This window comes from Pannonibacter carbonis, assembly GCF_003012935.1.
Taxonomy (GTDB): domain Bacteria; phylum Pseudomonadota; class Alphaproteobacteria; order Rhizobiales; family Stappiaceae; genus Pannonibacter; species Pannonibacter carbonis.
On record NZ_PUDR01000016.1, the window covers coordinates 38,291 to 63,386 of the forward strand.

General features: G+C 64.3%; 21 protein-coding genes. 12 read left to right on the forward strand and 9 right to left on the reverse strand.

Annotation, left to right across the window (positions count from 1 at the left end):
* Positions 1 to 348: 348 nt before the first annotated feature.
* Positions 349 to 942, forward strand: a complete 594-nt coding sequence (locus C8348_RS18760; protein WP_106754838.1) for a L,D-transpeptidase — start codon at positions 349 to 351, stop codon at positions 940 to 942.
* Positions 943 to 1,170: 228 nt separating this feature from the next.
* Here C8348_RS18760 and C8348_RS18765 read toward each other — a convergent pair whose 3' ends face one another.
* Positions 1,171 to 1,530 (reverse strand): gamma-butyrobetaine hydroxylase family protein, encoded by a 360-nt coding sequence (locus C8348_RS18765; RefSeq protein ID WP_106754877.1) that lies wholly within the window; start codon positions 1,528 to 1,530, stop codon positions 1,171 to 1,173.
* 160 nt (positions 1,531 to 1,690) lie between these two features.
* On the opposite strand from C8348_RS18765, the gene C8348_RS18770 reads away from it, so the two are divergent.
* Complete coding sequence (locus C8348_RS18770) at positions 1,691 to 2,716, forward strand: FkbM family methyltransferase (RefSeq protein ID WP_157950470.1); 1,026 nt, start codon at positions 1,691 to 1,693, stop codon at positions 2,714 to 2,716.
* A 29-nt stretch (positions 2,717 to 2,745) separates the two neighbouring features.
* Here the strand turns inward: C8348_RS18770 and C8348_RS18775 are convergent, their stop codons facing one another.
* On the reverse strand, positions 2,746 to 4,197 hold the full coding sequence (locus C8348_RS18775; RefSeq protein ID WP_106754840.1) for a cryptochrome/photolyase family protein: 1,452 nt from the start codon (positions 4,195 to 4,197) through the stop codon (positions 2,746 to 2,748).
* Between the two features lie 239 nt (positions 4,198 to 4,436).
* Between C8348_RS18775 and moaA the strand changes: the two genes are divergently transcribed.
* Entirely contained in the window at positions 4,437 to 5,426 is a 990-nt protein-coding gene (gene moaA, locus C8348_RS18780) for a GTP 3',8-cyclase MoaA (RefSeq protein ID WP_244294060.1), read from the forward strand.
* Here moaA and C8348_RS18785 read toward each other — a convergent pair whose 3' ends face one another.
* From C8348_RS18785 to C8348_RS18795, 3 genes are all read right to left on the reverse strand, one after another.
* Positions 5,427 to 6,665 carry a multidrug effflux MFS transporter gene (locus C8348_RS18785; RefSeq protein ID WP_106754878.1) on the reverse strand — a complete coding sequence of 413 codons (1,239 nt, stop codon included), beginning with the start codon at positions 6,663 to 6,665 and terminating at the stop codon, positions 5,427 to 5,429.
* Positions 6,666 to 6,725: 60 nt separating this feature from the next.
* Positions 6,726 to 7,616, reverse strand: coding sequence for a DMT family transporter (locus C8348_RS18790; protein ID WP_106754842.1), 891 nt, complete (start codon positions 7,614 to 7,616; stop codon positions 6,726 to 6,728).
* Between the two features lie 201 nt (positions 7,617 to 7,817).
* On the reverse strand, positions 7,818 to 8,981 hold the full coding sequence (locus C8348_RS18795; RefSeq protein ID WP_106754843.1) for an Mrp/NBP35 family ATP-binding protein: 1,164 nt from the start codon (positions 8,979 to 8,981) through the stop codon (positions 7,818 to 7,820).
* A gap of 272 nt (positions 8,982 to 9,253) precedes the next feature.
* On the opposite strand from C8348_RS18795, the gene C8348_RS18800 reads away from it, so the two are divergent.
* The 8 genes from C8348_RS18800 (at position 9,254) to C8348_RS18835 (ending at position 17,876) form a co-directional block, all read left to right on the forward strand.
* On the forward strand, positions 9,254 to 9,940 hold the full coding sequence (locus C8348_RS18800) for an SDR family oxidoreductase (protein ID WP_106754844.1): 687 nt from the start codon (positions 9,254 to 9,256) through the stop codon (positions 9,938 to 9,940).
* A 124-nt stretch (positions 9,941 to 10,064) separates the two neighbouring features.
* Entirely contained in the window at positions 10,065 to 10,517 is a 453-nt protein-coding gene (locus tag C8348_RS18805; protein ID WP_157950471.1) for a BLUF domain-containing protein, read from the forward strand.
* Positions 10,518 to 10,644: 127 nt separating this feature from the next.
* Positions 10,645 to 12,531: a molybdenum cofactor guanylyltransferase MobA gene (gene mobA / locus C8348_RS18810; RefSeq protein WP_198647136.1), complete on the forward strand. Its 1,887-nt coding sequence runs from the start codon at positions 10,645 to 10,647 to the stop codon at positions 12,529 to 12,531.
* 114 nt (positions 12,532 to 12,645) lie between these two features.
* Positions 12,646 to 14,052, forward strand: a complete 1,407-nt coding sequence (locus C8348_RS18815; RefSeq protein WP_198647137.1) for a DUF4214 domain-containing protein — start codon at positions 12,646 to 12,648, stop codon at positions 14,050 to 14,052.
* 440 nt (positions 14,053 to 14,492) lie between these two features.
* On the forward strand, positions 14,493 to 15,272 hold the full coding sequence (locus C8348_RS18820) for an ABC transporter substrate-binding protein (protein WP_106754848.1): 780 nt from the start codon (positions 14,493 to 14,495) through the stop codon (positions 15,270 to 15,272).
* A 136-nt stretch (positions 15,273 to 15,408) separates the two neighbouring features.
* A complete protein-coding gene (locus tag C8348_RS18825; protein WP_106754849.1) occupies positions 15,409 to 16,122 on the forward strand; it encodes an ABC transporter permease in 714 nt (237 codons plus the stop codon).
* Positions 16,119 to 16,943, forward strand: a complete 825-nt coding sequence (locus tag C8348_RS18830; protein WP_106754850.1) for an ABC transporter permease — start codon at positions 16,119 to 16,121, stop codon at positions 16,941 to 16,943. The genes C8348_RS18825 and C8348_RS18830 overlap by 4 nt, the downstream gene beginning before the upstream one ends.
* A gap of 51 nt (positions 16,944 to 16,994) precedes the next feature.
* Complete coding sequence (locus C8348_RS18835) at positions 16,995 to 17,876, forward strand: NAD(P)-dependent oxidoreductase (protein ID WP_106754851.1); 882 nt, start codon at positions 16,995 to 16,997, stop codon at positions 17,874 to 17,876.
* Positions 17,877 to 18,062: 186 nt separating this feature from the next.
* Here the strand turns inward: C8348_RS18835 and C8348_RS18840 are convergent, their stop codons facing one another.
* Together C8348_RS18840 and C8348_RS18845 are read right to left on the reverse strand one after the other, a co-directional pair.
* Positions 18,063 to 18,545, reverse strand: coding sequence for an Lrp/AsnC family transcriptional regulator (locus C8348_RS18840; protein ID WP_208983821.1), 483 nt, complete (start codon positions 18,543 to 18,545; stop codon positions 18,063 to 18,065).
* Between the two features lie 152 nt (positions 18,546 to 18,697).
* Positions 18,698 to 19,342, reverse strand: coding sequence for a uracil-DNA glycosylase family protein (locus tag C8348_RS18845; RefSeq protein WP_244294056.1), 645 nt, complete (start codon positions 19,340 to 19,342; stop codon positions 18,698 to 18,700).
* A 159-nt stretch (positions 19,343 to 19,501) separates the two neighbouring features.
* On the opposite strand from C8348_RS18845, the gene C8348_RS18850 reads away from it, so the two are divergent.
* Complete coding sequence (locus tag C8348_RS18850; RefSeq protein ID WP_106754854.1) at positions 19,502 to 21,055, forward strand: sensor histidine kinase; 1,554 nt, start codon at positions 19,502 to 19,504, stop codon at positions 21,053 to 21,055.
* Between the two features lie 33 nt (positions 21,056 to 21,088).
* Here C8348_RS18850 and dusA read toward each other — a convergent pair whose 3' ends face one another.
* Together dusA and C8348_RS18860 are read right to left on the reverse strand one after the other, a co-directional pair.
* On the reverse strand, positions 21,089 to 22,156 hold the full coding sequence (gene dusA, locus C8348_RS18855; RefSeq protein ID WP_279629402.1) for a tRNA dihydrouridine(20/20a) synthase DusA: 1,068 nt from the start codon (positions 22,154 to 22,156) through the stop codon (positions 21,089 to 21,091).
* 215 nt (positions 22,157 to 22,371) lie between these two features.
* Positions 22,372 to 24,996: a cation-transporting P-type ATPase gene (locus C8348_RS18860; RefSeq protein WP_106754855.1), complete on the reverse strand. Its 2,625-nt coding sequence runs from the start codon at positions 24,994 to 24,996 to the stop codon at positions 22,372 to 22,374.
* Positions 24,997 to 25,096 lie beyond the last annotated feature (100 nt).

A 25,096-nucleotide genomic window follows, 5' to 3' on the forward strand; every position in this document is an offset into this window, starting at 1 on the left:
CGGAGAGCCTGAGCCTCGCCAGTGTAACTCCTTGAACTATAGACACCTCGGCTCTCCGGTCCCGGCTCGGCGCTTCGCTTGGCCGGGATGACGCAGGTAGGGCCGAGGTTGACGATCAACACCAAGGGCCCCGCCGAGGCCCTTCGTCGTTTTGCAAATCCATCGGCGACGCTCCAGCTCCGCCCGGCAGGCTGACCCGCAAAAAGTTCAGAGCACGAGCAAGGCCGGTCAAACCCAACGTAAAACCCAATCCCCTTGCGTTAAGTTGGCAGAAAGACGCATGCTCTAGTCTGCGGCAGGATTTGGAGAGACGCGCCGGGTGGCGCTATGTGTGGGGAGCACTTTCTGATGCGCAAGATGATCGGCCTTCTGGCCACCTGTATTCTTCTGGCCGGCACAGCGGCCGCCAGCGCCCAGGCGGGCCGCTTCTATGATCCGGTGACCCGGCAGTGGGAGAGTTTTGGACCGGGCACAGGCTCTGGCCGCTCGCCGATCGCGCGCGAGATGGTGAACTATTCCGGTCCCCATGCACCGGGCACCATCGTCGTCGACACCAAGGAGCGCCGTCTCTACCACGTGCGCGAGGGCGGCCGGGCAATGAAATACGGCGTTGGCGTCGGCAAGGAAGGCATGCAGTGGTCGGGCGTGCACCAGGTAACGCGCAAGGCCGAGTGGCCGGGCTGGACCCCGCCGCCGGCCATGCGCGCCCGCGAGCGCAAGCAAGGCCGGATCCTGCCCGCGCATATGGTCGGCGGCATCAACAATCCACTCGGCGCCCGCGCGCTCTACATCGGCTCGACGATCTACCGCATCCACGGCACAAACCAGCCCTGGACCATCGGATCGGCGGTCTCCTCCGGCTGCATCCGCCTTGCCAACGAGGACGTCGAGCATCTGTACGACAACGTCGGCATCGGCGCGAAGGTGGTCGTCAAGCGCTGATGGCTTCCAGGGGCTAGAGCCCCTGCCTCCCTTGACTGGCCCCGGCTGTGCATCGCCAGAGCCGGGGCCATTGACGCATCAAACCGGATCCGCACTTCGTCGCTCCTGCGCAGGCAGGAGCCTAGTAACCCGCTGAATTGACTATTTTTTGATGCCGGGGCCAAACAATCCCTGCCCCGATTACTAGGCTCCTGCCTGCGCAGGAGCAACGGGTAAAATTTCCCGGCCTCACCGATCCCGCGACAGGCCCTTGGCCTCGAGTTCCGTCAGATAGACGCCCCAGTGCTTGTCCGGATTGCGGGCGAGGTCGAGGAAATAGGGCCAAGTGTAGATGCCCGTCTGGTGCAGGTCGTCGAAATGCAGGCGGACGGCGTAATTGCCCACGGGCTCGACGCTCAGGATCATCACGTCGCGCTTGCCCGGAACCGTGATCTTCTGCGACGGATTATGCCCCTGCACCTCGGCCGAAGGCGAGCAGACCCTGAGATATTCCGCGCTGTAGTCATGCTTCTCGCCGGTATCAAAGGCGACCGTCAGGGTCTTCTTGTCCTTGGAGAGGCGAAGTTCGATGGGCCAGGGCGTGATCATGGAGAAAATCCGGAGGCAAGGGGCGGGAGTGCAGCGATGCAAAATCGTCTCAGAACCTAATGTCTTGCGTGCACAGGTCAAGCACAGCCGCGATATCGCTTGCCAGACATGCGACGCGATATCATTAGTTGCGCACCAGATTTATGCTCGGACCTGCCAGATGCGCTTTGAATCTTTTTCCCAGAACCTTGAGGATGTCCTTCTCTGGCGCGTGCTGCGCGATGTCGAGGCCGGTTTTTACATTGACGTGGGGGCTTCCCATCCGGTGCAGGATTCCGTTTCCCTCGGCTTCTATCGCAAGGGCTGGCGCGGCTTCCATGTCGAGCCGCTGCCGGAAATGGCCGCAGCGCTCCGCGCCGCGCGTCCCGGTGACCGGGTGTTCGAAGTGGCCCTGTCCACCAGCCCGGGCAGCGTCACCTTCCACCGCATTGATGGCACCAGCGGGCTCTCGACAGGCCGGGCGGATGTCGCCGCAGCGCATGCCGCAGCCGGTCACAGTGCGGTTGCGCTGACCGTTCCGGCGCTGTCCCTGGCCGAGGTGCTGAATGCCGCCCCCGGCGAGGTGCACTGGCTGAAGATCGACGTGGAGGGCATGGAACAGGACGTGCTGGCGAGCTGGGGCACCTCGCCCGTGCGCCCGTGGGTCGTGGCCATCGAGACAACCGTCCACAGCGAGGGGTCTGTCGCCGAAAACGAGGTGGACCGGCAGCTGCAGGATCTTGGCTACACAGCGATGCAGTTTGACGGGCTCAACCGCTTCTACCTGCATCAGACCCGCCGCGAGCTGGCCGACCGGTTTGGCCTTGGTGCCAATGTGTTCGACGATTTCATCTGGTACGGCGGTGGTGCCAGCGTGGCCCTGTCGCGCCTGGCCGCCCGCGCCACTGGCCTTGCCACGCTGGCGCAGATGGTGCTGACCGGCCAGCTGCCGGAAGGGTCGGCACCGGCGGGGGCACCACGCAGCGAAGCGGAGATCCGCGCGGCCTACCGGCTTGTGCTCGGGCGCGAACCCGAGAGCCTTGCAGCGATGCAACCGCATTTTGCCCAGCCCGACTTCTGGAGCCTTGCGCGCACTTTCGCCACCTCGGCCGAATTCGACGTCATCGGCCAGGAGGCGCGGGACCTCGCCGCGCTGCTGGATTTCCGCATTCCGGCGGACATCGCCCGCACACAGGCGGCGGAATAGACCCATCCGGTGGCTACGCGCGGGTAAGTCTATTCGGCCGCGACGCCACCTGCCTCTTTAACGGCTTCATAGCCGGCGAGCGCTGCCGCGCGGGCGGCGGCGTGATCGACGATCGGGCGGGGATAGGTCTTGCCCAGCACGACACCAGCCGCCTTCAGCACCCGGTCCGGTGCCTCGAAAGGGGCGTGCAGGAACTCGTTCGGCAGCCGCGCCAGTTCCGGGCACCAGCGCCGGACATAGACCCCGTCCGGATCGAACTTCTGCCCCTGCCCGACGGGTGCAAAGATGCGGAAGTAAGGCGCGGCATCAGCGCCGCTGCCGGCCACCCACTGCCAGCTGGCCGAATTGTTGGCAAGGTCCGCATCCAGCAGCGTGTCGCGGAACCAGGCCTCGCCGTGCCGCCAGTCGAGCCTGAGATGCTTGATCAGGAAGGAGGCGACCAGCATGCGCACCCGGTTGTGCATGTAGCCGGTGGCCCAGAGTTCCCGCATGCCCGCATCCACCATGGGATAGCCGGTCATGCCGCGCTGCCAGGCCTTCAGGTCGGCCTCGCTTTCGCGCCAGGGATAGGCATCGAAGGCAGGCTTCCAGTTCTTCGCAGGCAAGGTCGGGAAGTGATAGAGCAAGTGATAGGCAAACTCGCGCCAGCCGATCTCGGACAGGAATTTCTCGCCGTCCTTGGCAAGCGCGGGATGCATGTCGGTGTAGAGCCGGGTTGCGGCCCAGACCTGGCGCGGCGAGATCTCGCCGAAATGCAGATGCGGTGACAGGCGAGAGACATTGGGAAGGTCCGGGCGATTGCGGAGCTCGCCATAGCCTTTCAGCCCCTCCTCGAGGAACGTGCCAAGCAGCGCACTGGCCCCGGCCTCGCCCGGCTGCCACAGGTCCAGCCATCCAGCCGCCCAATCGGGCTTGCTCGGCGTCAGGCCAAAGCTGTCCAGGGGCCGGCCCAGCCCGTCCGGGCTGACAAGACGGCCACTGGGGCGCGGCAGGGGCGCCGCGACTGGCCGGGTCAGGGCCGCCCGCCAGAAGGGCGAATAGACCTTGAACGGGCCGCCGGTCTTGGTTTCCACGTCCCAGGGTTCATGCAACAGGCTGGCGTTGAAGCTGCGCGCGCTGAGGCCATCGGCGCTGAACCGGGTCTTCAGGTGCTTGTCGCGGGCAATCGCATGCGGCTCGTAGCAGCGGTTCCAGTGGATCGCCGTTGCGCCGCTTTGCGCCACCGCCCGTTCCAGCGCCGTTTCGGCTGGCCCTTCCATCACCACGAGGCGTCCGCCGAGGGCACCAAGGGTCGCATCCAGGGCCTTGAGGCTGTGGTGCAGCCACCAGTGGCTCGCCCCGGTCATGGGATGGCTGTCTGCGGCCTGCTCCGGCGTTTCGACAATGTAGACAGGCAGCACCGGGCCATTGGCAAACGCTTCGGCAAGTGCGGGGTTGTCGGCAAGGCGCAGGTCCTGGCGGAACCAGACGATGGTGGTCATGGGGGGCTCTGATTGCTGCAGGTCGGTTAGACGTGCGCGTGATACGCTTGTGCGACAGTTCAGGATCACCTGCCAGCACAGCCCTTGCCCGGCGGCAAAAATGCAATATGTTTGGTGGAATAGAACGACGTGACCCCGGGATCGACGCCCCCGGCATGAGGGAGAGACGCATGGAGGAGATCATCCTGCCACGAGCCGTGCCGTCCTTTGCGACGCCCCAGCCGGCTGTCCGTCCCCGGATGATCGACCCCTTCGGCCGCACCGTGTCCTATTTGCGCGTTTCGGTCACCGACCGCTGCGATTTCCGCTGCGTCTACTGCATGGCGGAAGACATGACCTTCCTGCCCAAGCGCGAGATCCTGACGCTTGAGGAACTGGACCGGCTCTGCGCTGCCTTTATTGCCAAGGGCGTCGGCAAGCTTCGCCTGACCGGCGGCGAGCCGCTGGTGCGCAAGGGCATCCTTGACCTGATCCGTTCCCTCTCGCGGCATCTGAAATCCGGCGCTCTCGAGGAGCTGACGTTGACCACCAACGGCTCGCAGCTCGCCCGCTATGCCGGCGAGCTGGCGGAGGCTGGCGTTCGGCGCATCAACGTCTCTCTCGATACGCTCGATCCAGACCGCTTCCGCGCCATCACCCGCTGGGGCGATTTCGGCAAGGTCATGGACGGCATCCGCGCCGCGCAGGAGGCCGGTATTGCGGTCAAGCTCAACATGGTGGCGCTGAAGGGCGTCAACGAGGACGAGATCGTCCCGATGCTCGAGTGGGCCCATGCCGAGGGTCACGATCTCACGCTGATCGAAACCATGCCCATGGGCGACATCGACGGCGACCGCACGGACCAGTACCTGCCGCTGAGCCTGGTTCGGGCCCGTCTGGCCGAACGCTTCACCCTGACGGATATCCCGTACAAGACCAGCGGCCCGGCCCGCTACATGCAGGTCGAAGAAACCGGCGGCCGCATCGGCTTCATCACGCCGATGACGCATAACTTCTGCGAAAGCTGCAACCGGGTGCGCGTCACCTGCACCGGCATGCTCTATATGTGCCTTGGCCAGGACGACAGCGCCGACCTGCGCGCGGCCTTGCGCGCTTCGGAGGGCGATGAGCTGATCGCACGGGCCATCGACGAGGCCATCGGCCGCAAGCCCAAGGGGCATGATTTCATCATCGACCGGCGGACAAAAAGACCGGCCGTCGCCCGCCACATGAGCGTCACCGGCGGCTGATCAGTCGCTGCGCCGTTCCAGCATCGCGGCCGCCACCACGGCCACCAGCGTCATCACGACGCAAACCCCCATGACCGCTGCAAGCGGCCAGGTGGTTGCCGGATACATGCCGTCGGACAGCAGGAACGCAACCAGCGCCGACGAGACAGCGCCCAGCCCGATCTGCATGCTGCCGACGAGGCCCGAGGCCGCGCCTGCCAGATCCGGACGCACGCTGACAGCCCCGGCAATCGCGCTCGGCAGGCACAGCCCGTTGCCAAGTCCCACCAGCAGCATGGGCAGGAACAGCGACAGCGGATGCACCACGCCAGCGCCAAACAGCGCTGCAACCAGCACGACGGCAATGAGCGGCATCAGCGATCCGGCGGTGATCATCCGGATCACGCCGATGCGCTGCGCGTAACGGCCGGACAGGCCGTTGCCGACGATGTAACCGGCCGCGACCAGCATGAAGTAGAGCCCCATGACGACGGGCGACATGCCCAGAACCGAGGCCGCGATGAAGGGAGCGCCGCCCAGGAAGGCGAAATAGACCGAGGACGTGAACATCGAGGTCGCGGCATAGGCCCAGAACAGCCGCTCGGAGCCCAGCGCCCGGTAGCTGGCGACGAGCCCGCCAAAGCCCTGCCCGCGCGTGCGGTTGTGGTGCGTCTCGTGCAGGTCGAACCAGGCCGCCACCAGAATGATCACGCCAATGGCCAGCATCAGATAGAACCCGCCCTGCCAGCCGAAGTGCCCGTCGAGAGCACCGCCGATGGCGGGGGCAAACATCGGCCCGACGGCCATGCCCATGGTGACGTAGCCGATCATGCTGGCGGCACGTTCCCGTTCAAACAGATCGCGCACGATGGCCCTGCCGAGCACCAGCCCGGCGCAGCCGCCCATGGCCTGGATGATGCGGCCGGCGATCAGGGTGTTGATGTCGGGCGCTGCAAGGCAGATGAGCGTCCCGACCACGAACACGGCCATCCCGCCGATGACCACCGGACGGCGGCCATAACGGTCAGACAAAGGCCCGAGGAAAATCTGCGTGACGCCCACGGCGGCCATGTACAGCGACATGGTCAGCTGCACCTGCGCCGAAGTCGTGTTGAAGGCCGCGATCATCCCTGCCAGCGACGGCAGATAGATGTTCAGCGCCAGCGGATTGACGGTCGAAATGGCGACCAGGATCGCCATTGACGGCCGCGGCAGCGGCTGGTCAGCAGGCTCTCCGGATTTCTGCATCTGCTGGTTCATGCGAATGACCTGACTGCGGGGCGCCACATGGGCCGCCCGTCCTTGTTCGGCACGCCCGGCTCAGCGCGGTTGTTCTGATCGGGCAAGCTGAGCCACACGCCGTTCGCGCAGCACCGTGTAGATGCCGGTCGCGACCACGATGGCGGTGCCCAGCAGCGTCAGGGCATCGGGAACATCACCCCAGACAAAGTAGCCGATCATGATCGCCCAGACGATGATCGAATAGCGGAACGGCGAGACCAGAGAGATGTCACCGATGCGCATGGCAACGATCAGCAGGACATATCCGGCGAGCAGGCAGGCGGCGGCCGCGGCCAGATAGGCCAGATCAACCAGGGTCATCGGCTCCCAGCCCTCGACGCCGACCACACCAAAACCGAGCAGCAGCACGCCGGCACAGGTGACCAGCGTAACGCCGAAGGTCGGCACTTCAACAGGCATCATCCGGGTCGTCAGGTCGCGCAGCACCATGAAGAGGATGCCGACGAGGGCCAGGATCGACCACTGGTCAAAGCCTTCGACACCGGGGCGCACGATGATGAGGACGCCGGCAAACCCAACGCCGATGGCGGTCCAGCGCCGCCAGCCGACAGGCGCGCCGAGGAAGATCGCGGCGGCACCCGTCACCATCAGCGGCAACACCTGCAGGATCGCGGTAATGTTGGCGATGGGCATATGCATCAACGCGATGAGATAGCACAGCGTTGCCCCCACCTCGCCCAGCGCGCGCAGGAACACCATCCAGTTCGCCAAATGGCGGAATTCGCGGTGCACGCCGGTCGCATAGGACAGGATGATGATCATGATGATTGCGATCAGGCCGCGCACCACGATGATCTGGCCGAGCTGGACCGTCTCGTAGACGATCTTGACCAATGCGTCGTTGCCGATGAAAGCAGCCATCGCCACCAGCATCGCCAAAATGGCCTTGCCATTTTCCTTGAGGTCCACGGTCGGATCCTGAAAAGGGAGAAAGCCGCCTGGGGACAGGGCAAATGGCGGCAGGAACCCCTCGCTTTTCCGCGTTTTCGCGGCGTCCGTCAACCGGGCTGAACCCGATCGGCGCGGTTTCTTCAATGGATTTAGGCGGGTTCTGCGCCCGGACCGGCTGGTCCGGGCGCTTTTTCCGCAATCGGTTTCAGTCGAACGGTCTCAGTCGAACACGATGGCCGGCGCCGCCCGGCGCACTTCGCCCAGCGGCCGCGACACTTCCGACCAGACCTTTGCCGCGATGTCGCGGTAGACAGCGGCATGCGGCCCCGCCGGATCAGCCACGACGATGGGCGTGCCGTTGTCGGAATTGATGCGGATGTCCATGTCGAGCGGCACCTCGCCCAGGAACGGGATCTCCAGCCGCTCCGCTTCGGCCCTGGCGCCGCCATGACCGAAGATGTCGTAGCGCTTGCCCGTGTCAGGGGCGACGAAATAGCTCATGTTCTCGACGATGCCGAGCACCGGCACGTCGACACGGCGGAACATGTTGAGGCCCTTGCGGGCGTCGATCAGGGCCAGATCCTGCGGCGTCGAGACGATCACGGCCCCCGACAGCGGCACCTGCTGCGCCATGGTCAGCTGCGCGTCACCCGTGCCCGGAGGCATGTCGACGACCAGTGCATCCAGCTCGCCCCAGGCCACTTCACGCAGCATCTGGGTCAGCGCCGACATGACCATCGGGCCACGCCAGATCATCGGCGTGTCTTCCTCGACCATGAAGCCGATGGACATGACCTTGATGCCATGGGCTTCCAGCGGCTTCAGGATGCGGCCTTCGACCTGTTCCGGACGGCCCGACACACCAAAGAGACGCGGCACCGAGGGACCATAGATGTCGGCATCCAGCACGCCGACCCGGAGGCCATTGGCCTTCATGCCCAGCGCGATATTGGCCGTGGTGGTCGACTTGCCGACGCCGCCCTTGCCCGAGGCAACCGCGATGATATGCGCGACACCCGGCACGCCCGCCTTGGCCGGACCACCCTGACGCTGGCCTTGCGGCGCAGCCGGGGCGTGGCTGTGGCGCTGTGGAGCGGCTGCGGGCGCGGGTTGCGGCGCCGGACTGCCCGGCTTGCGCTCGGCCGTCAGGGCGACCATCGCCTTCTCGACACCGGGAACGGACTTGACTGCGCTCTCGGCAGCCTGACGCAGCGGTTCCATCTCGCGGGCCTGGTCCGCCGGAACCGTAATGGAAAAGGCCACGCGGCCGTCGGAGACAAAGACATCTGACACCAGGCCAAGCGATACGATGTCGCCTCCGCCTTCCGGTCCGGCTATGCGTCCCAGGCGCTCCAGCACCGCTGCCTTGATTGCATCACTCATCCGTCTACCAGTCCTTGATGTTGGGTGCCCGGTCTTGCCGCCGGTCGACACGCCTAACCTAGTCTGCCGCGCCCATCCGTCAATCAGGTCATCCACATCAACATGCAAGGCCCCACGCCTTGCCGCAAACTGCCGCAGGCTGGGTCGGCTCCCGATCTTTTTGCCACTTCGATCTCGCCCGAGGGGAGTTTTAGCCGCTATGCTGCAGCGTCCGACCGCCATACATCTCATTGAACGTCCCAGCCGAATGGCCAGCCGATTGGAATATCCTCATGCCCACAATCCTCATCACCGGTGTCAATCGCGGCATTGGCCTTGCCATCGCCGAAGCCGCACTTGCCCGTGGCTGGACCGTCGAGGGAAGCTGCCGCAGCCAGGCCCAGGCTGATGCGGTGTCCTTGATACTGGGGCATGGCTTTGAGGCTCATGTCTTCGACGTCACCGATCACGCCCAGCTCGCCGAGATTGCCGCAAGCCGGACAGGCCCGCTCGATATCCTGATCAACAATGCCGGTATCATCGGCCCGGACCCAGAGAATCAGAACGCGCTTTCGATGGATTTTGCCGGCTTCCGGCAGACACTGGAAGTCAACACGCTGGCCCCCCTCGCCGTCGCCCAAGCCTTCCTGCCGCGGCTGCGCCGGGCCGAAAACGGGCGGATCCTGACCATCTCCAGCCAGATGGCCTGGATGGGCTATGCCAAGTCGGACCGCCTCGCCTATCGGGCCTCGAAAGCTGCGGTCAACAAGGTGATGCAGTGCCTGGCGACCGACCTGGAACCGGAAGGCATTGCCGTCGGCATCGTCGATCCTGGCTGGGTGCGCACGGACATGGGCGGTGACGGTGCTGACCTGCCCGCCAGCGAAGTGGCCAACGGCATCGTTGACCTGGCCGAAAACCTGGACCTGACCCGTACCGGACGCTTTTTCCGCTGGACCGGCGAGGAGCGTGAGTTCTGAGAGTGAAACACTCCCCCTTACTGAAGGCCTGCAGAATTCAGTCGAATTTTCGGAAACAGCTTCAGGGAAGCTATGTATTTTATCTGATATGATAGCAGAGTACCGTAACAGGAGGACTGTATCTATGTCGGACCTCTATCATATCTGCTACATGAGCATGATGCAGCGCTCGGAGTTTTCGCAAGGGATCGCAACTGGTCTCGAGCAACTGATCCAGAACTCGCGCCGCAACAACGCCCAGTCTGGTCTGACTGGCTGCCTTCTCTTTACTGGCGAGGTTTTTCTCCAGGTCCTTGAAGGCAGTGAAGTCGACGTCCTTGAGACATTCGGCCGCATTTCGCGAGACACACGCCACACGGATGTCCGTGTCCTTAGCGAAGGGCCGATCCTTGAGCGCGCCTTCTCGGACATGTTTGCGACCGCCGGCGTGTCGTCGCCGCTCAGCGCCGATGCCATCGAGGAAATCCGCGCCGCTTTTGACAATCCGTCAAAGCACCTGCATCCGCGCGAGATGACCACCCTGCTGGCTGTCCTGACCCAGGAAGACCGGCACGTGGATGCCTTGCTGGCCAGCTGAGCTGAGTTGAGCCAAGCCGAGCGGATACACGACTGGCGTCTGTCGCCGGAGCAGGATAGTTCTCTCTTCCATGTGCCGTCTGCGGTTATCGGAGACGTTTGGACGGCGCAATGGGGAGACCAGGACCTTGAACGGACTGATCGGGTGTATTCTCGCCGGCGGCCTTGGCACGCGCTTCGGCGGCGGCGACAAGAGCCTTGCCGATCTTGCAGGACGCCCGGTCGTGGCGCATCTCCTGGATCGCCTTGTGCCGCAGGTCGATCATGTCATTCTGAGCGCCAATGGCGATCCGGCCCGTTTTGCCTCCCTCGGCCTGCCGGTCCTTGCCGACATGCAGCCGGGATATGCCGGACCGCTGGCCGGTGTCCTGGCTGGTCTGACCCATGCCGCCACCCTGCATCCGGCGGCTCCCGGCCTCCTCACGGTTCCGGCCGATACCCCCTTCATTCCGACTGACCTTGCCGCCCGGCTGTTTGCAGCCTCGGACGGTGGCGAGGTTCCGGTGATGGCGGAAAGTGCCGGCAGCCTGCATCCGGCCGTGGCTTTCTGGCCCTTGCATCTTCTGCCAGACCTGGCGACGTTCCTGGCCGATCCCGGCAATCGCCGCGTGCGGGCCTTCCTTTCCGGCAAAAATGCCCGCACGGTGGCTTTTCCAGTCACCCCTGCGGCGTCGGACCCGTTCTTCAACATCAACACACCAGCCGACCTTGCCACGGCGCAGGGCTTTTTCAGCCCCGGGGTGGACGACTGCCTTCGCCCCGGGCCGCAGCGGCTCAGTCATGAGGATGCCCTTGCGCATCTTATCCGGCGCCCCCTACCCGCTCCCGGAACAGAAGACATCGGCCTTGCGGTCGCCCGAGGCCGGATCCTGGCCGAGACTGTGACTGCGCCGCGCGATGTGCCGCTTGCCGACACCGCCGCCGTCGACGGCTACGCCTTTCGCCATACCGATCTCGATCCAGCGGGCGGGTTTTTCCATCTCGAGGCGCGCATCGCCGCCGGCCATCCGGGCACGCAGCCACTGTCGCCCTGGGCCGCCGCACGCATTTTTACCGGAGCCGTCATGCCCGATGGCGCCGACACCGTTGCCATGCAGGAGGATTGCGAACTGGCAACAAAAGACGGCAAGCGCTTCGTCCGGGTTCCCCTGTCGCTCGCACGCGGCGCCAACCGCCGCCGGGCCGGAGAGGACCTGAAACAAGGCGATCTCCTGCTTGCGCCCGGCGACCGGCTGAGACCGCAGGACATTGCCGCCCTCGCCTCCATTGGCCGCAGCAAGCTGTTGGCCCATAGCCGCATCCGCGTCGGCCTGCTGTCGACGGGCGATGAGTTGCTGCGCCCGAAGGAGAACCTCGACGGCGCCCCGATGCGGCCCGGCGCGCTATTTGACGCCAACCACTATCTGTTGGCCAGCCTGCTCGAGACCTGTCCGGCCACCGTGACCGATCTCGGCATCTGCGGCGACCGGCGAGAAGCCCTGCATCTGGCGCTGGCGGAGGCTGCGACCGGCCAGAACATCATCCTGACCTCGGGCGGGGCCAGCCATGGCGAGGAGGATCATCTTGTCTCGGTGCTCTCGGCACTCGGCCAAGTCGAGATCCTGGATCTCGCCATCAAGCCCGGCCGCCGGCTGATCCTGGGGCGCATCGGCACCTGCGAGATCATCGGCCTTCCCGGCAACCCGGTCGCGGCGATGATCTCGTTCCTGCTCTATGCCCGGCCGCTGCTGCTGCGCCGGGCCGGGGCGACGGTCACGCCGCCGCACCGGTTGATGGTGGCAGCCGGGTTCTCCCTGCCCTCGCGCAAGACTGGCCGGCGCGAGTTCCACCGGGCCCGGCTGGTTGCCGGCCCTGACGGAACGCTGACCGCCGATCTCTATGCCCGCTCCGGCTCAGGTCTCATCTCCAGCCTGCGCGCGGCCGATGGCCTTGTCGAACTGGCCGAGGATGTCACCGGCGTCGCCCCCGGCACGCCGGTCCCCTTCCTGTCCTTCGCCGCCCTCGGCGTGATCTGACCTCTCGGCAGACAAGAATGCTAGAAAATGTAACGCTGCGGCTTGTCTCAGCTGCAAGCCGCGGCGACTATAATGCATTGCCTTGCATTATGCCGATGTCGTGGGGATATACAGATGAGTGCACCGACTGCCGCTGAAACCTATTTTCTGGAACTGATCAACCGGGCAAGGGCGCAGCCGCTGAGTGAAGCCAGCCGCTATGGTATTGGCCTGAACGATAATCTGGCATCGGGTACAATCTCGTCCAGCGCCAAGCAGCCACTCGCCTTCAGCTTTTTCCTGAACGCATCCGCCGATCGCCACACCGCGTCGATGCTTGCAGACAATTATTTTTCGCACACGGGAAGTGACGGCTCCAGTGCCACACAGCGCATCTTCGCGGCTGGTTGGACGTCGTCTGACGGCAGTTGGCGCACAGGCGAGAACATCTCCTGGCGCGGCAGCACAAGCCCGACCGTCGGGACAAATTCCCCGACCATCGACGGCCACCACGAAGGCCTTTTCAAATCCGCAGGCCATCGCACCAACATCCTGCAAGATGCCTTTACGGAAATCGGCATTTCCCAGGGCCTTGGTGCCTATGTCAGCAACGGGGTGACCTATACGCATTCCTCAATGGTCACGCAAAACTTTGCCGATGGAGGCCGAACCTTCATCACCGGGGTCGTGATCAACGACACGGATGGCGACCGCTTCTATGATATTGGCGAAGGCCTGAGCTCCATTGTCGTCAAGGCAACGGGCGGCGGACGCACCTATACGACCACAAGCTGGGACTCTGGCGCCTATGCCCTCCAAGTCGCTGACGGCACCTACTCGGTCACCTTCTCTGGCGGCAGTCTCGGCGGCACAATTACGAGGACCGTCACTGTCGCCGGAAAGAACGTCAAGGTCGACGGATTCAAGCAAGACGTCGCAGGGGGGAGCGCTGCGACCGCAGGAAATGACACCTTCACCGCCACCGCAGGCAATGACGTGTTCGACGGCCTCGCCGGCCTCGACACGGTGACCATCGCCGCCACCCGGGCCACCGCGACCATCGCCAAATCCGGCGCTGTCCTGACCGTGACCGGCACCGGGCTCGGCACCGACACCTTCACCAACATCGAGCGCCTCGCATTCAGCAACGGCACCCTCGCCTTTGACCTTGATGGCAACGCCGGCCAGACCTATCGCCTCTACCAGGCCGCCTTTGCCCGAACGCCAGACACCGCCGGCCTTGGCCACAACACCCGCCTCGTTGACAACGGGCTGACGATCAAGGACATGTCCGCCGCCTTCATCGGCTCTGCCGAGTTCATCGCCCGCTACGGCCAGAACACCACCAACACGACATTCATCACCGCCCTTTATCAGAACGTCCTTGGCCGCGGCCCTGATTCTGCCGGCCTTGCCGGCTGGCAGCAACGCCTCGCCGATGGGTCCTGGTCACGTCCAGATGTTCTCTTCGGCTTCTCCGAAAGCGCGGAAAACAAGGCCCTCGTCGGCGCCGCCATCGAAAACGGCATCTGGCTCGGCTGACCTTGTCCGACATCTGATCCTCGCGGGTGGCAGTCCGGAGGCCGCCGCCCGCAAGGATCTGATTGCCATGTCCATCAGCAGAGCTGCCAAGGACTGCAGATGACGCAGGGTCGGAGCCATTTCATACAGTCATCCGGATAGCCCGGCATTCCACATGCACAGCCCCTGAGGAAAATCCACCCGGATAATTGCTTCAAACAATGCTGTTTCTTCATATGAGTGGTTGAAATCCGGCAAGATATGTTGGGAATATGGTCACCAAGCCTGTAGTCCCGACAGGGGCTGCCGGCATTGACCTGAAAGTCCTGCAGCCCGTCTGCGCGGCTTTCCGGTGGGTCCCGATGACGGAACCGCCGTTCCAGAAAAATGAAACCGAACCGGGCAAGGCCAGGGACAGCAGGAACCTGCGGCCGCCTTGCCCTTGATGAGGGGAGTACTTCATGCGTATCGCCACTCTGGTCGCCGCCGCGGCCATGACCCTGGCCGCCTTTGGCGGTGCTGAAGCCAAGGACTGGTCCAAGGTCCGCATCGGCACCGAAGGCGCCTATCCTCCGTTCAACGTGCTTGGCTCCGATGGCTCGCTGACCGGCTTCGACATCGACATCGCCAAGGCCCTTTGCGAAGAGATGAAGGTCGAGTGCGAATTCGTCACCTCTGACTGGGATGGCATCATCCCGGCGCTGCAGGCCGGCAAGTTCGACGCCATCATTGCGTCCATGTCGATCACCGAAGAGCGCAAGCAGAAGGTCGACTTCACCAACAAGTACTACAACACGCCGCCGGCGATTGCCGTTCCGAAGGACAGCAAGATCACCGAGGCGACCGACGCTGCCCTCAAGGGCATGACCCTTGGCGCGCAGTCCTCGACCACCCACTCGAACTACGCCGAGGCCAAGCTGAAGTCGGCCGAGCTGAAGCTCTATCCGACCCCGGACGAGTACAAGCTCGACGTCGCCAACGGCCGCATCGACGGCGTGATCGATGACGTCGTTGTCCTGTCCGACTGGCTCGCCACCGCTGACGGCTCCTGCTGCAAGCTGCTCGGCACCCTGACGTCCGATCCGGTGATCAACGGCGAAGGCGCCGGCATCGCCATCCGCAAGGAAGACCAGGACCTCAAGGACATGTTCAACACGGCCATCGCCGCGATCCGCGCCAATGGCAAGTACAAGGAAGTGCAGGACAAGTACTTCGCCTTCGACGTCTACGGCGGCGAATAATCCTGACGCCTGACCGGTGCCGGCGGGGCAACCCGCCGGCGTTTCTCCCGTTTGAACACGGGCAGGACCGGTTGTTGCAGTTCCGGCGCTGTGCGGATCCGCTCCGCCAGCCAGATCACGGCTTCCAGCTCATACAATGACCGAGGTCCTGACACTTCTTTCCTTCGGACCCGACGGCTGGGGCGACGAAATCGCATCCGGTATTCTCGTCACCGTGTCCCTCGGCCTTGCGACCCTGCCCTTCGGGCTCGTCGCCGGTTTCCTGCTCGCCCTTGCCAAGAACTCGCGCGAACCCTCGCTGCGGCTGGCGGCGGGCATCTACACCACCATTTTCCGTGGCCTGCCCGAGCTTCTGACCCTGTTCCTGGTCTATTTCGGGGTGCAGATCGCGGTGAAAAGTCTCGCTGAAGCGATGGGACTGGGCTTCACCATTGAGGTCAACAGTTTCGTGGCCGGCATGATCGCGCTGACACTGGTGTTCTCATCCTATGCCAGCGAGGCCTTCCTGTCGGCGTTTCGCGGCATCCCGCGCGGCCAGTATGAAGGCAGCCAGGCGCTTGGTCTCAACAAGTTCCTGACCATGCGTCACGTGGTCCTGCCGCAGTTGATCCGGCTGGCGCTCCCCGCATTGGCCAACCTGTGGCTAATTCTCCTGAAGGAAACCTCGCTGGTCTCCACCATCGGGCTTGCCGATGTGGTGCGCCAGACCGGCGTTGCCGCACGCATCACCAAGGAACCGTTCCTGTTCTATGGTCTGGCCTGCCTGATTTATCTGGTCCTCGCCATGATCTCCTCCTCCGGCATCGCCCGCATCGAACGCTGGTCCAAGCGTGGGGAGGCCGTGCGATGACAGAGCTGTCGACCGCGATCCGCCCGCCCGTACCGCCGCGCCCGTGGACGGCAGCCCGCATCACCGGCCATGTGCTGATGGCGCTGTGGATCGTCTCCTTCGCCTTCCTGCTCTTGTATCTGTTCAACAACATCGGCAGCGATTTCGTCGCCAACTATGCGCCAAAGTACCTCAGCGGGCTGGTCATCACCCTGCAGCTCGTGGTGACGTCGGTCGTTGCCGGTGCCCTGCTGTCGGTGCCGGTGGCCCTTGCGCGCAATTCGAAGAACCGGATCCTGTCGGGCATTGCCTATGGCTATGTCTATTTCTTCCGCGGCACCCCGCTGCTGGCCCAGACCTTCCTGTTCTACTACGGCGTCGGCACCTTCCGCGAAGCCTTTGAAACGGTTGGCCTCTGGTGGTTCTTCCGTGAGGCCTGGTACTGCGTGCTGCTGGCCTTCGCCCTCAACACCGCCGCCTACCAGGCCGAGATCCTGCGAGGCGCGGTGCTCAATGTGGCGCGCGGCCAGTGGGAAGGCGGCCAGGCGCTCGGCCTCACGCGCAATGTCATCTTCTTCAAGATCATCCTGCCACAGGCGCTGATCACCGCACTCCGGCCCTATGGCAACGAGATCATCCTGATGCTGAAGGGCTCCGCGATTGCGGCCATCGTCACCATCTTCGACCTGATGGGCGAGACGCGGCGCGCCTATTCGCGCAGTTTCGACTTCCAGGCTTACATCTGGGCCGCCGTGATCTATCTCATGATGGTGGAAACCCTGCGCCAGGTCTGGGAAAAGCTGGAACAGCGGCTGACCCGTCATCTGGTGCGCAGCGAATAACCTCGGATCGCCGGGACGCGAGCCCGGCTCTCAAGACATGTGGAGTTGAACATGGCCAAGGTGGCATTCATCGGCTTGGGCGTCATGGGCTATCCCATGGCCGGCTATCTCGCCTCGCGCGGCAGCCACGAGGTAACGGTCTACAACCGCACCCGCGCCAAGGCGGACAAATGGGTCACTGACCATGGCGGCAAGGCGGCTGCGACCCCGCGTGAGGCTGCCGAGGGCTGCGACTTTGTTTTCGCCTGTGTCGGCAATGATGACGACCTGCGCGCGGTCACCACCGGCCCGGATGGCGCCTTCCACGGCCTGAAGGCCGGCGCGGTGTTCATCGACCACACCACGGCCTCGGCCGAAGTCGCAAGGGAACTCGGCGCTGCGGCTGCCGCACGTGGCTGCCATTTCATCGACGCACCGGTGTCGGGCGGACAAGCGGGTGCCGAGAAGGGCATTCTCACCGTCATGTGCGGCGGTGAACCGGACGTGTTCGAACGTGCGAAGCCGGTCATCGAGTGCTTTGCCAAGTTCGTCGGCCTGATGGGTCCGGTCGGCGCTGGCCAGCTGACCAAGATGGTCAACCAGATCTGCATCGCCGGTGTGGTCCAGGGGCTGGCCGAAGCCATTCACTTCGCCAAGCAGGCCGGTCTTGATGTTCCCAATGTCATCTCGGCCATCCGCGGCGGTGCGGCCCAGTCCTGGCAGATGGAAAACCGCTGGGAGACCATGGCAGCGGGCAAGTTCGAGTTCGGCTTTGCCGTCGACTGGATGCGCAAGGACCTCGGCATCGTGCTCGGCACCGCCAAGTCCACCGGCGCCCGCCTGCCGCTGACCGCCCTCGTCGACCAGTTCTACGGCGACGTCCAGGCCATGGGCGGCAACCGCTGGGACACCTCCAGCCTCATCGCGCGGCTCGACGGCGTGAAGAAGGACTGAGGATAGGGTTGGGGGGCGGCGGCGCCCCCAGCGCCCCTCGTCGCTCCTGCGGAGGCAGGAGCCTAGTAACCACCTGAACTGCTTGGTTGCTCCGGAGGCTACCCAGCCAACTATCGCCCCGTTTACTGGGCTCCTGCCTGCGCAGGAGCGACGAGGAGGCCAGACTTGCCTCCTCATTCTCCACCCTCACTCCGCCCGCGGCTTCTCCACCGGAATATACCCCAGCGGCAGTTCGGTCGTGTACTTGATCTGCTCCATGGCGAAGGTCGTCGACACGTCGGTGATGTCGATCTTTGCAATCAGCCGCTTGTAGAAGGCGTCATAGGCGGCAATATCCGGCACGGTAACGCGCAGCAGATAATCCACTTGGCCAGCCATGCGGTAGAATTCCACCACCTCGGGAAATTCGCGGATCACGTCGGCAAATTTCCGCAACCAGTCTTCCGTGTGCTGATTGGTGGTGATGGCAACGAAGGCCGTCACATTGACATTGACCTTCACCGGATCGAGCAAGGCCACCCGTCCGGTGATGACGCCGTCCTCTTCCATCTTCTGGATGCGGCGCCAGCAGGGCGTCGTCGACAGCCCGACGCGGCGGCCGATCTCGGCCACAGGGATGGTGCAATCTTCCTGCAGGATGGACAGGATGCGCCGGTCGATACGGTCAATCATGATGGGTCTCTTCGCGGGTCTGCTTTGGATGGGTCTGCAATCAGGACACCACAGAAGCCTTAGAATTCTGTTTCCCGCAAGACCCGATCCACGCCAACGCCTTCTGCGTCAGCGAATAAACGCCCCGGCGAACAGAACCACTTTGCGCACTAGCTGCCCAGCCGGGCGGACACCTGCGCCTTGAGGAACGGCAGCAGCTCGGCCTCGAACCAGGGATGCCGCTTCAGCCAGGCATTGTTGCGCCAGGAGGGATGCGGCAGGGGCAGCACGGCAGGCCCACCCCGGGCCGCCGTCTCTGCCACGATCTCCCGCCAGTCCGCAACCGTCTGCGTCAGTCCGGATCGCCGCAACGGCCCCAGATGATAGACTTGCGCATACTGGCCAATCGCCAGCACAAGTTCGACCTGCGGCATCGCCGCCATGATCCGGTCATGCCAGGTCATCCGGCACTCCCGTCGCGGCGGCAGGTCGCTGCCCTTGGCATCAAGCCCCGGAAAGCACAGGCCCATCGGCAGGATGGCAACCCGGGACGGGTCGTAAAAAGTGGCAGCGTCAATCCCCATCCAGTCGCGCAACCGGTCGCCGGAGGGATCAGTGAAGGGCAGACCGGAGGCATGAACCCGCGTTCCCGGCGCCTGCCCGGCAATCAGCAGACGCGCCGTATCGGACAGACGGGCGACGGGTCTTGGCGCATGCGGCAGGCTTTTGCCCAGCGGTGCGTCAACACAGATCCGGCAGGCATTGGCCCCCTCCGCCAGCCCGGCCAAAGCACCCTGACCGACAACCCCAACCAAGGGATCCGCCCCCTGACCCAATGCGGCCCCGGCCCCTCCAATCAGGCTTTTCCCTTTGTTAACCAAGTCCTTGAGCCGCTTCTTAAGAGTTGATGAGCGAGAACACTCGAACGGGATTCATTCCGTCAATCAAGTCAAAACCGTAAGGTCGGAAGTGGCATGGGCCAGGAGCCGCGCACAAAAGGCGACGACAGGACGGCCATCAACCGCGAGCGCGCCCAGCGCCGGCGGGAGGTGGCGCGGACCGTGCGCAGCGTGCGCGAGCGCCTGTCCACGCATGAGGGCGCGCAACCGGATTTTGACACCGAACTGCTGATGCTGTTCGCCAAGGCGCGCACCAGCGCTGCCTTTGCCGTGCCGATGTTCCTGATCATCATCGCCAGCATCTCCTTCATCTGGATGGAGCCGGTGCTGGTCGGCGCATGGCTGCTGTTCACCTTCAGCATCTGGATGCTGACTGTCACGACCTGCCGCCGCTTCGAGAAGCTGCCGGTGAACGAGCGGACCAGCCATCCATGGCGGCGCCAGTTCACCATAGGCGATTTTCTTTATGGCCTGTGCTGGGCCTCGTTCTTCCTGCTGCCCGCCTCGTCGGCGACGACGGAAGGGTTCGAGGTGTTCCAGTTCGCCACCATGCTCATCGTCATCGCCATGTCGACGATGCAATCCTCCACCCTGCCCCGCGCACTGCTGGCCTGCACCTTGCCGCTGACACTGGCAATCGCCACCACGCTGATGCAGCGCCATGCACCGCTGCATTATGCCATGGCCGCGATGGCGGTGGGGGCACAAGGCTTCTTCCTCGTCCTTGGCAACCAGCTCCTCAACGCGTCGCTGACCATGCTCGCCTACCGGGCCGAGAAGGATCACCTGATCGCCGAACTGGAACAGGCCAACGCGGTTTCGGACGAAAGCCGCCGCCGCGCCGAAGAGGCCAACCTTGCCAAGTCCCGCTTCCTCGCCACCATGAGCCATGAGCTGCGCACGCCGCTCAACGCCATTCTTGGCTTCTCCGAGATCATGAAGGACGAGGTCATGGGGCCGATGGGCAACAAGATCTACCGGGGCTATGCCGGCGACATCCACGGTTCCGGCCAGCATCTGCTCAATCTCATCAACGAGATCCTCGACCTCTCCCGCATCGAGGCCGGCAAGTACGAGCTGAACGAGGAAGCCGTTGCCCTGATGGAGATCGTCGAGGACTGCCAGTCGATGATGCAGGTCCGGGCCAAGGCCAAGGGCATCGCCATCCGCGAGAGCCATGAGGAAGGGCTCGCCCGCATCTGGGCGGACGAGCGCGCCATCCGCCAGGTGATCCTCAACCTTCTGTCCAATGCAGTGAAGTTCACCCCCTCCAATGGCGAAGTGCTGATCCGCATCGGCTCGACGGCCGATGGCGGCCAGTATGTCTCGATCAAGGACAATGGCCCCGGCATTCCCGAGGAGGAGATCCCGATCGTGTTGCAGGCCTTCGGTCAGGGCTCGATGGCGATCAAGAGCGCGGAGCCCGGCACCGGGCTTGGCCTGTCCATCGTTCAGGCGCTGGTGTCACAGCATGGCGGCACGTTCGAGCTGAAGTCGCGCCTGCGTGAAGGCACGGAAGTCACAGTCACCTTGCCCTCCGCCCGTGTGCTGACCGTGCTGCCGGTCTACCCGGACGAGGTCTACACCCTGCCGGCACGCAAGCTTCCCCTGCGCCGCAAGGCGTCCTGACCGTTCGAGGTTTCAGGTTTCAGGCATCAGGCATCAGGCCTCAGCGACAGCCTCGCCGCCCTGCCGGGCGTCGGCAAGTTCCGCCGCCCGCGCCGCTGCCTGGTCCATGGCGTTCAGCGCCTCAAAAAGCACGGAGATCCCGGCCCCCGGCTTCACGCCCTCGACAGTCAGGATGCGCCGGAACAGCCTTGCGCCGGGCACCGCGGTGAAGGCACCCAGCATATGGCGGGTGATATGGGCAAGCCGCACGCCGCGAGCCAGTTCCGCCTCGATATAGGGCACATAGGCCTCGATGGCCGCGCGCGGGCTCACATCCGCGGTCGTCTCGCCGTAGATCCGCCGGTCGACAGCGCCCATCAGCGCCGGATCGTGATAGGCGGCCCGGCCCAGCATCACCCCGTCCAGCCCCTGCATCACGGCCATCGCCTCGTCCAGCGTCGCGATGCCGCCGTTGATGCCAATGAACAGGCCCGGCAGCCGTGCCTTCAGCCGGTGCACCCGGCCATAGTCGAGCGGCGGGATATCGCGGTTTTCCTTGGGGCTGAGGCCCTGCAGCCAGGCCTTGCGCGCATGCACCCACAGGGCATCGACCCCAGCGTCCACCACCCGGTCGGCCAGCCGGTCCAGCGCCTCCTCCGGGTCCTGCTCGTCAACGCCGATGCGGCACTTGACGGTGACGGGCATGCGCACCGCTGCCTTCATCGCCGCAACGCCCTCGGCCACCAGTTCCGGCTCCAGCATCAGGCAGGCGCCAAACCGTCCGGACTGCACCCGGTCGGACGGGCAGCCGACATTCAGGTTGATCTCGTCATAGCCCCAGTCCTCGGCGATCTTCGCCGCTTCCGCCAGCTCACGCGGATCCGATCCGCCCAGCTGACAGGCCACCGGATGCTCGCCGGCGCTGAAGCCCAGGAGCTTCTCCCGGTCGCCATGGATCACCGCCCCGGTCGTCACCATCTCGGTATAGAGCAGCGCCCTGGCCGAAAACTGCCGGTGGAACATGCGACAATGCCGGTCCGTCCAGTCCATCATGGGGGCGACGGCGAAGACGGGGGCCGCGTAGAGACTGCCATCCTTCTGTTTCTCAGTGCCTTGCGACACGGCTTGTCTCCGTCTTTCTCAAATATGCCCGCAGCAAATCGATCAGATCGCGCAACGGCTTCAACGGCAGAGAGGTCTGCCGGAACTGGTCGTGGTTATTTCGGAAGGGCGTGCCATATCACGGGACGGACCGTTTTGGTAGGCACCCCTTCCCCGCATGATCGTCACGGGGAAGGGAAAGGGAGACACTGCGGCTCGCGTTTCGGCCCTCTGCCCTAGTGGCGAGCCTCACGCGGTCCAGCGTTCAGGCCAAGCCGGATCTGCTTCTCGATCTCGATGATGGCAAAGAAGACCACGCCAATGCCGACGATCAGCATGCCGTCGAGGAAGGGAACCGGCTCGGTTCCAAGAACAAACTGCAAGGGCGGCAGATAGGTCACGGCGAACTGTGCGGCCGTGATGACGATGACGACCGTCCAGACAACGCGGGTGCCCTTTACCGCCGCCCAGGTCAGCGATGTCCCGTGCATGTTGCGGATGAAGAACAGGTGGAAGATCTCCAGAACGATGATCGTGTTCATCGAAATGGTCTGCGCCATGGCGAGCGAGTGCCCCCTCGCCAGGGCAAAGTTGAACATCCCGAATACGGCGACGACGAACAGGATTCCGACAAGAACTATATGCCAGACGAGCGTGGCGGAGAGTAGCGGAGCATCCCGGCGGCGCGGTGGACGCGCCATGGTTCCGGCCTCGGTCGGCTCAAAGGCCAATGCAAGCCCGAGTGTCACTGTGCAAATCAGGTTGACCCACAGGATTTGAACTGGCGTGATCGGCAGGGAAAGCCCGAGGAACAGGGCCAGGATAATCGGCAATGCCTCACCGACATTGGTTGGCAGGGTCCAGCTGATGACCTTCTTGAGGTTGTCCCAGACGGTCCGCCCCTCGCGCACGGCTGCAGCAATCGAGGCGAAATTGTCGTCTGCAAGGACCAGATCCGACGCTTCCTTGGCCGCCTCCGAGCCTTTCAGGCCCATGGCAATGCCGGCGTCAGCCCGTTTCAGGGCCGGCGCGTCATTTACCCCGTCGCCGGTCATGGCAACGGACAGGCCCCGCGCCTGCAGGGCAGTGACAAGCCGCAGCTTGTGCTCCGGGCTGGTGCGGGCAAACACATCCACATCGACGACTTCCATCGCCAGTTGCGCTTCATCGAGCTTGTCGAAATCCGCACCTGTCAGCACACGGTGCGTGTTCTCAAGCCCGATCTGCGCGGCGATGGCGGCGGCCGTGCCGGCGTGGTCTCCGGTGATCATCTTGACCCGGATCCCGGCCGCCCGGCATTCGGCGACGGCGGCAATAGCTTCCGGGCGTGGCGGGTCGATCAAGCCGACAAGCCCAAGGAATTCAAGTCCGCCATCCAGCGTCTGCCGGTCGATCTCCGGTTGAGCCTCGGCCCGCTCGGCCAATGCCAGCACCCGCAAGCCGCGGCGGGCCATCGCTTCGGCCCGGTCATGCCAGTGCGCCAGGTCAATATCCCGGCACATGCGCAGCACCCGTTCCGGCGCACCCTTGACATGGGTGACCCGTCCGTCCGGCCCTTCAGCCAGCACCGCCATGTAACGGTGGCGGCTGTCAAAGGGAACGAGATCAAGCCGCCGGGCCGCGATGTCGCCTGCAGCCTTCCCGGCAAAGGCAAGCAAGGCACCTTCCATGGGATCGCCTTCCACGATCCAGTGGCCAGCCTTGTCGCGCAATGCTGCGTCATTGCACAGTGCTGCCGTGCGCGCGATGCGTGCAAGATCTCCAGCCGGGCTGATCTCGCCAGTTGGCGCATAGCCCTCGCCTTTGACCTCGAACGCAGCTTCCGGTGTCTCGACGGCGACAACCACCATCTCGTTGCGGGTCAAGGTCCCGGTCTTGTCGGTGCAGATGACCGACACGGACCCGATGGCTTCAATCGCCGGAAGGCGGCGCACGATGGCGTGTCGTTTCGCCATTGCCTGCACGCCGATGGCCAGGGTGATGGTCGTGACCGCCGGCAATCCTTCCGGAATGGCGGCGACGGCAACACCGACCACAGCCATGAACAGGCCGGAGAACTCGAGACCGGCGAGGAAATAGCCCCAGGCCAGAAGGATCCCTGCAGCCAGCACGATCAGCAGCGACAACCATCTGGCAAAATGGTCCATCTGTTCGACCAACGGGGTGGTGAGCGTTTCGACGCCCGACAGCAACCCGCCGATGCGGCCGATTTCCGTATCCGCGCCTGTGGCAACCACGAGACCACGCCCGGCGCCTTGCGTCACCAGGGTGCCCGACCACAGCATGGAGCGGCGGTCGCCGAGCGCAGCGTCCGGGGCCACCGGAGCCACCGTCTTGTCGACAGGAACGGACTCGCCCGTCAGGATCGCTTCCTGCGCGCTCAGCCCATGGGCATCGAGCAAGCGCAGGTCCGCCGGAACCTTGTCCCCTGCCTCGAGCAAGACCACATCACCGGGGACCAGATCCGCCCCGTCCACCGTGATCCTTTTGCCGTCACGCAAGACCGCTGCCTTGGGCGCAAGCATGCTCCGGATCGCTGCCATGGCGGCTTCCGCCTTGCCCTCCTGGATAAAGCCGATGATCGCATTGGCAACGACAACAGCCAGGATGACGCCGGTATCCACCCAATGCTGCAGAAGCGCCGTGACAAACGCAGAGCCCAGCAGCACATAGATCAGCACATTCTGGAACTGGGCGAGCAGGCGAACCAGCGGCCCACGCCCCCGGCTTTCGGGCAAGCGGTTGGGGCCATACTCCTTCAGCCTGCGCTCAGCCTCGCCTGGCGACAAGCCATTGCGATCGGCGTCCAGCGTTTCCAGACAGGCCTCGGCCGGCTGGCTGTGGGGTGATTTCACGGTCATGGGATAAGCCTCATCTTGACTGGCAGCGGCCGGGCATCATCGGCGCTGTTACGGTGACAGGGGCGGACACCTTGATCCGGTATCTCGAGCGTTGGATTGG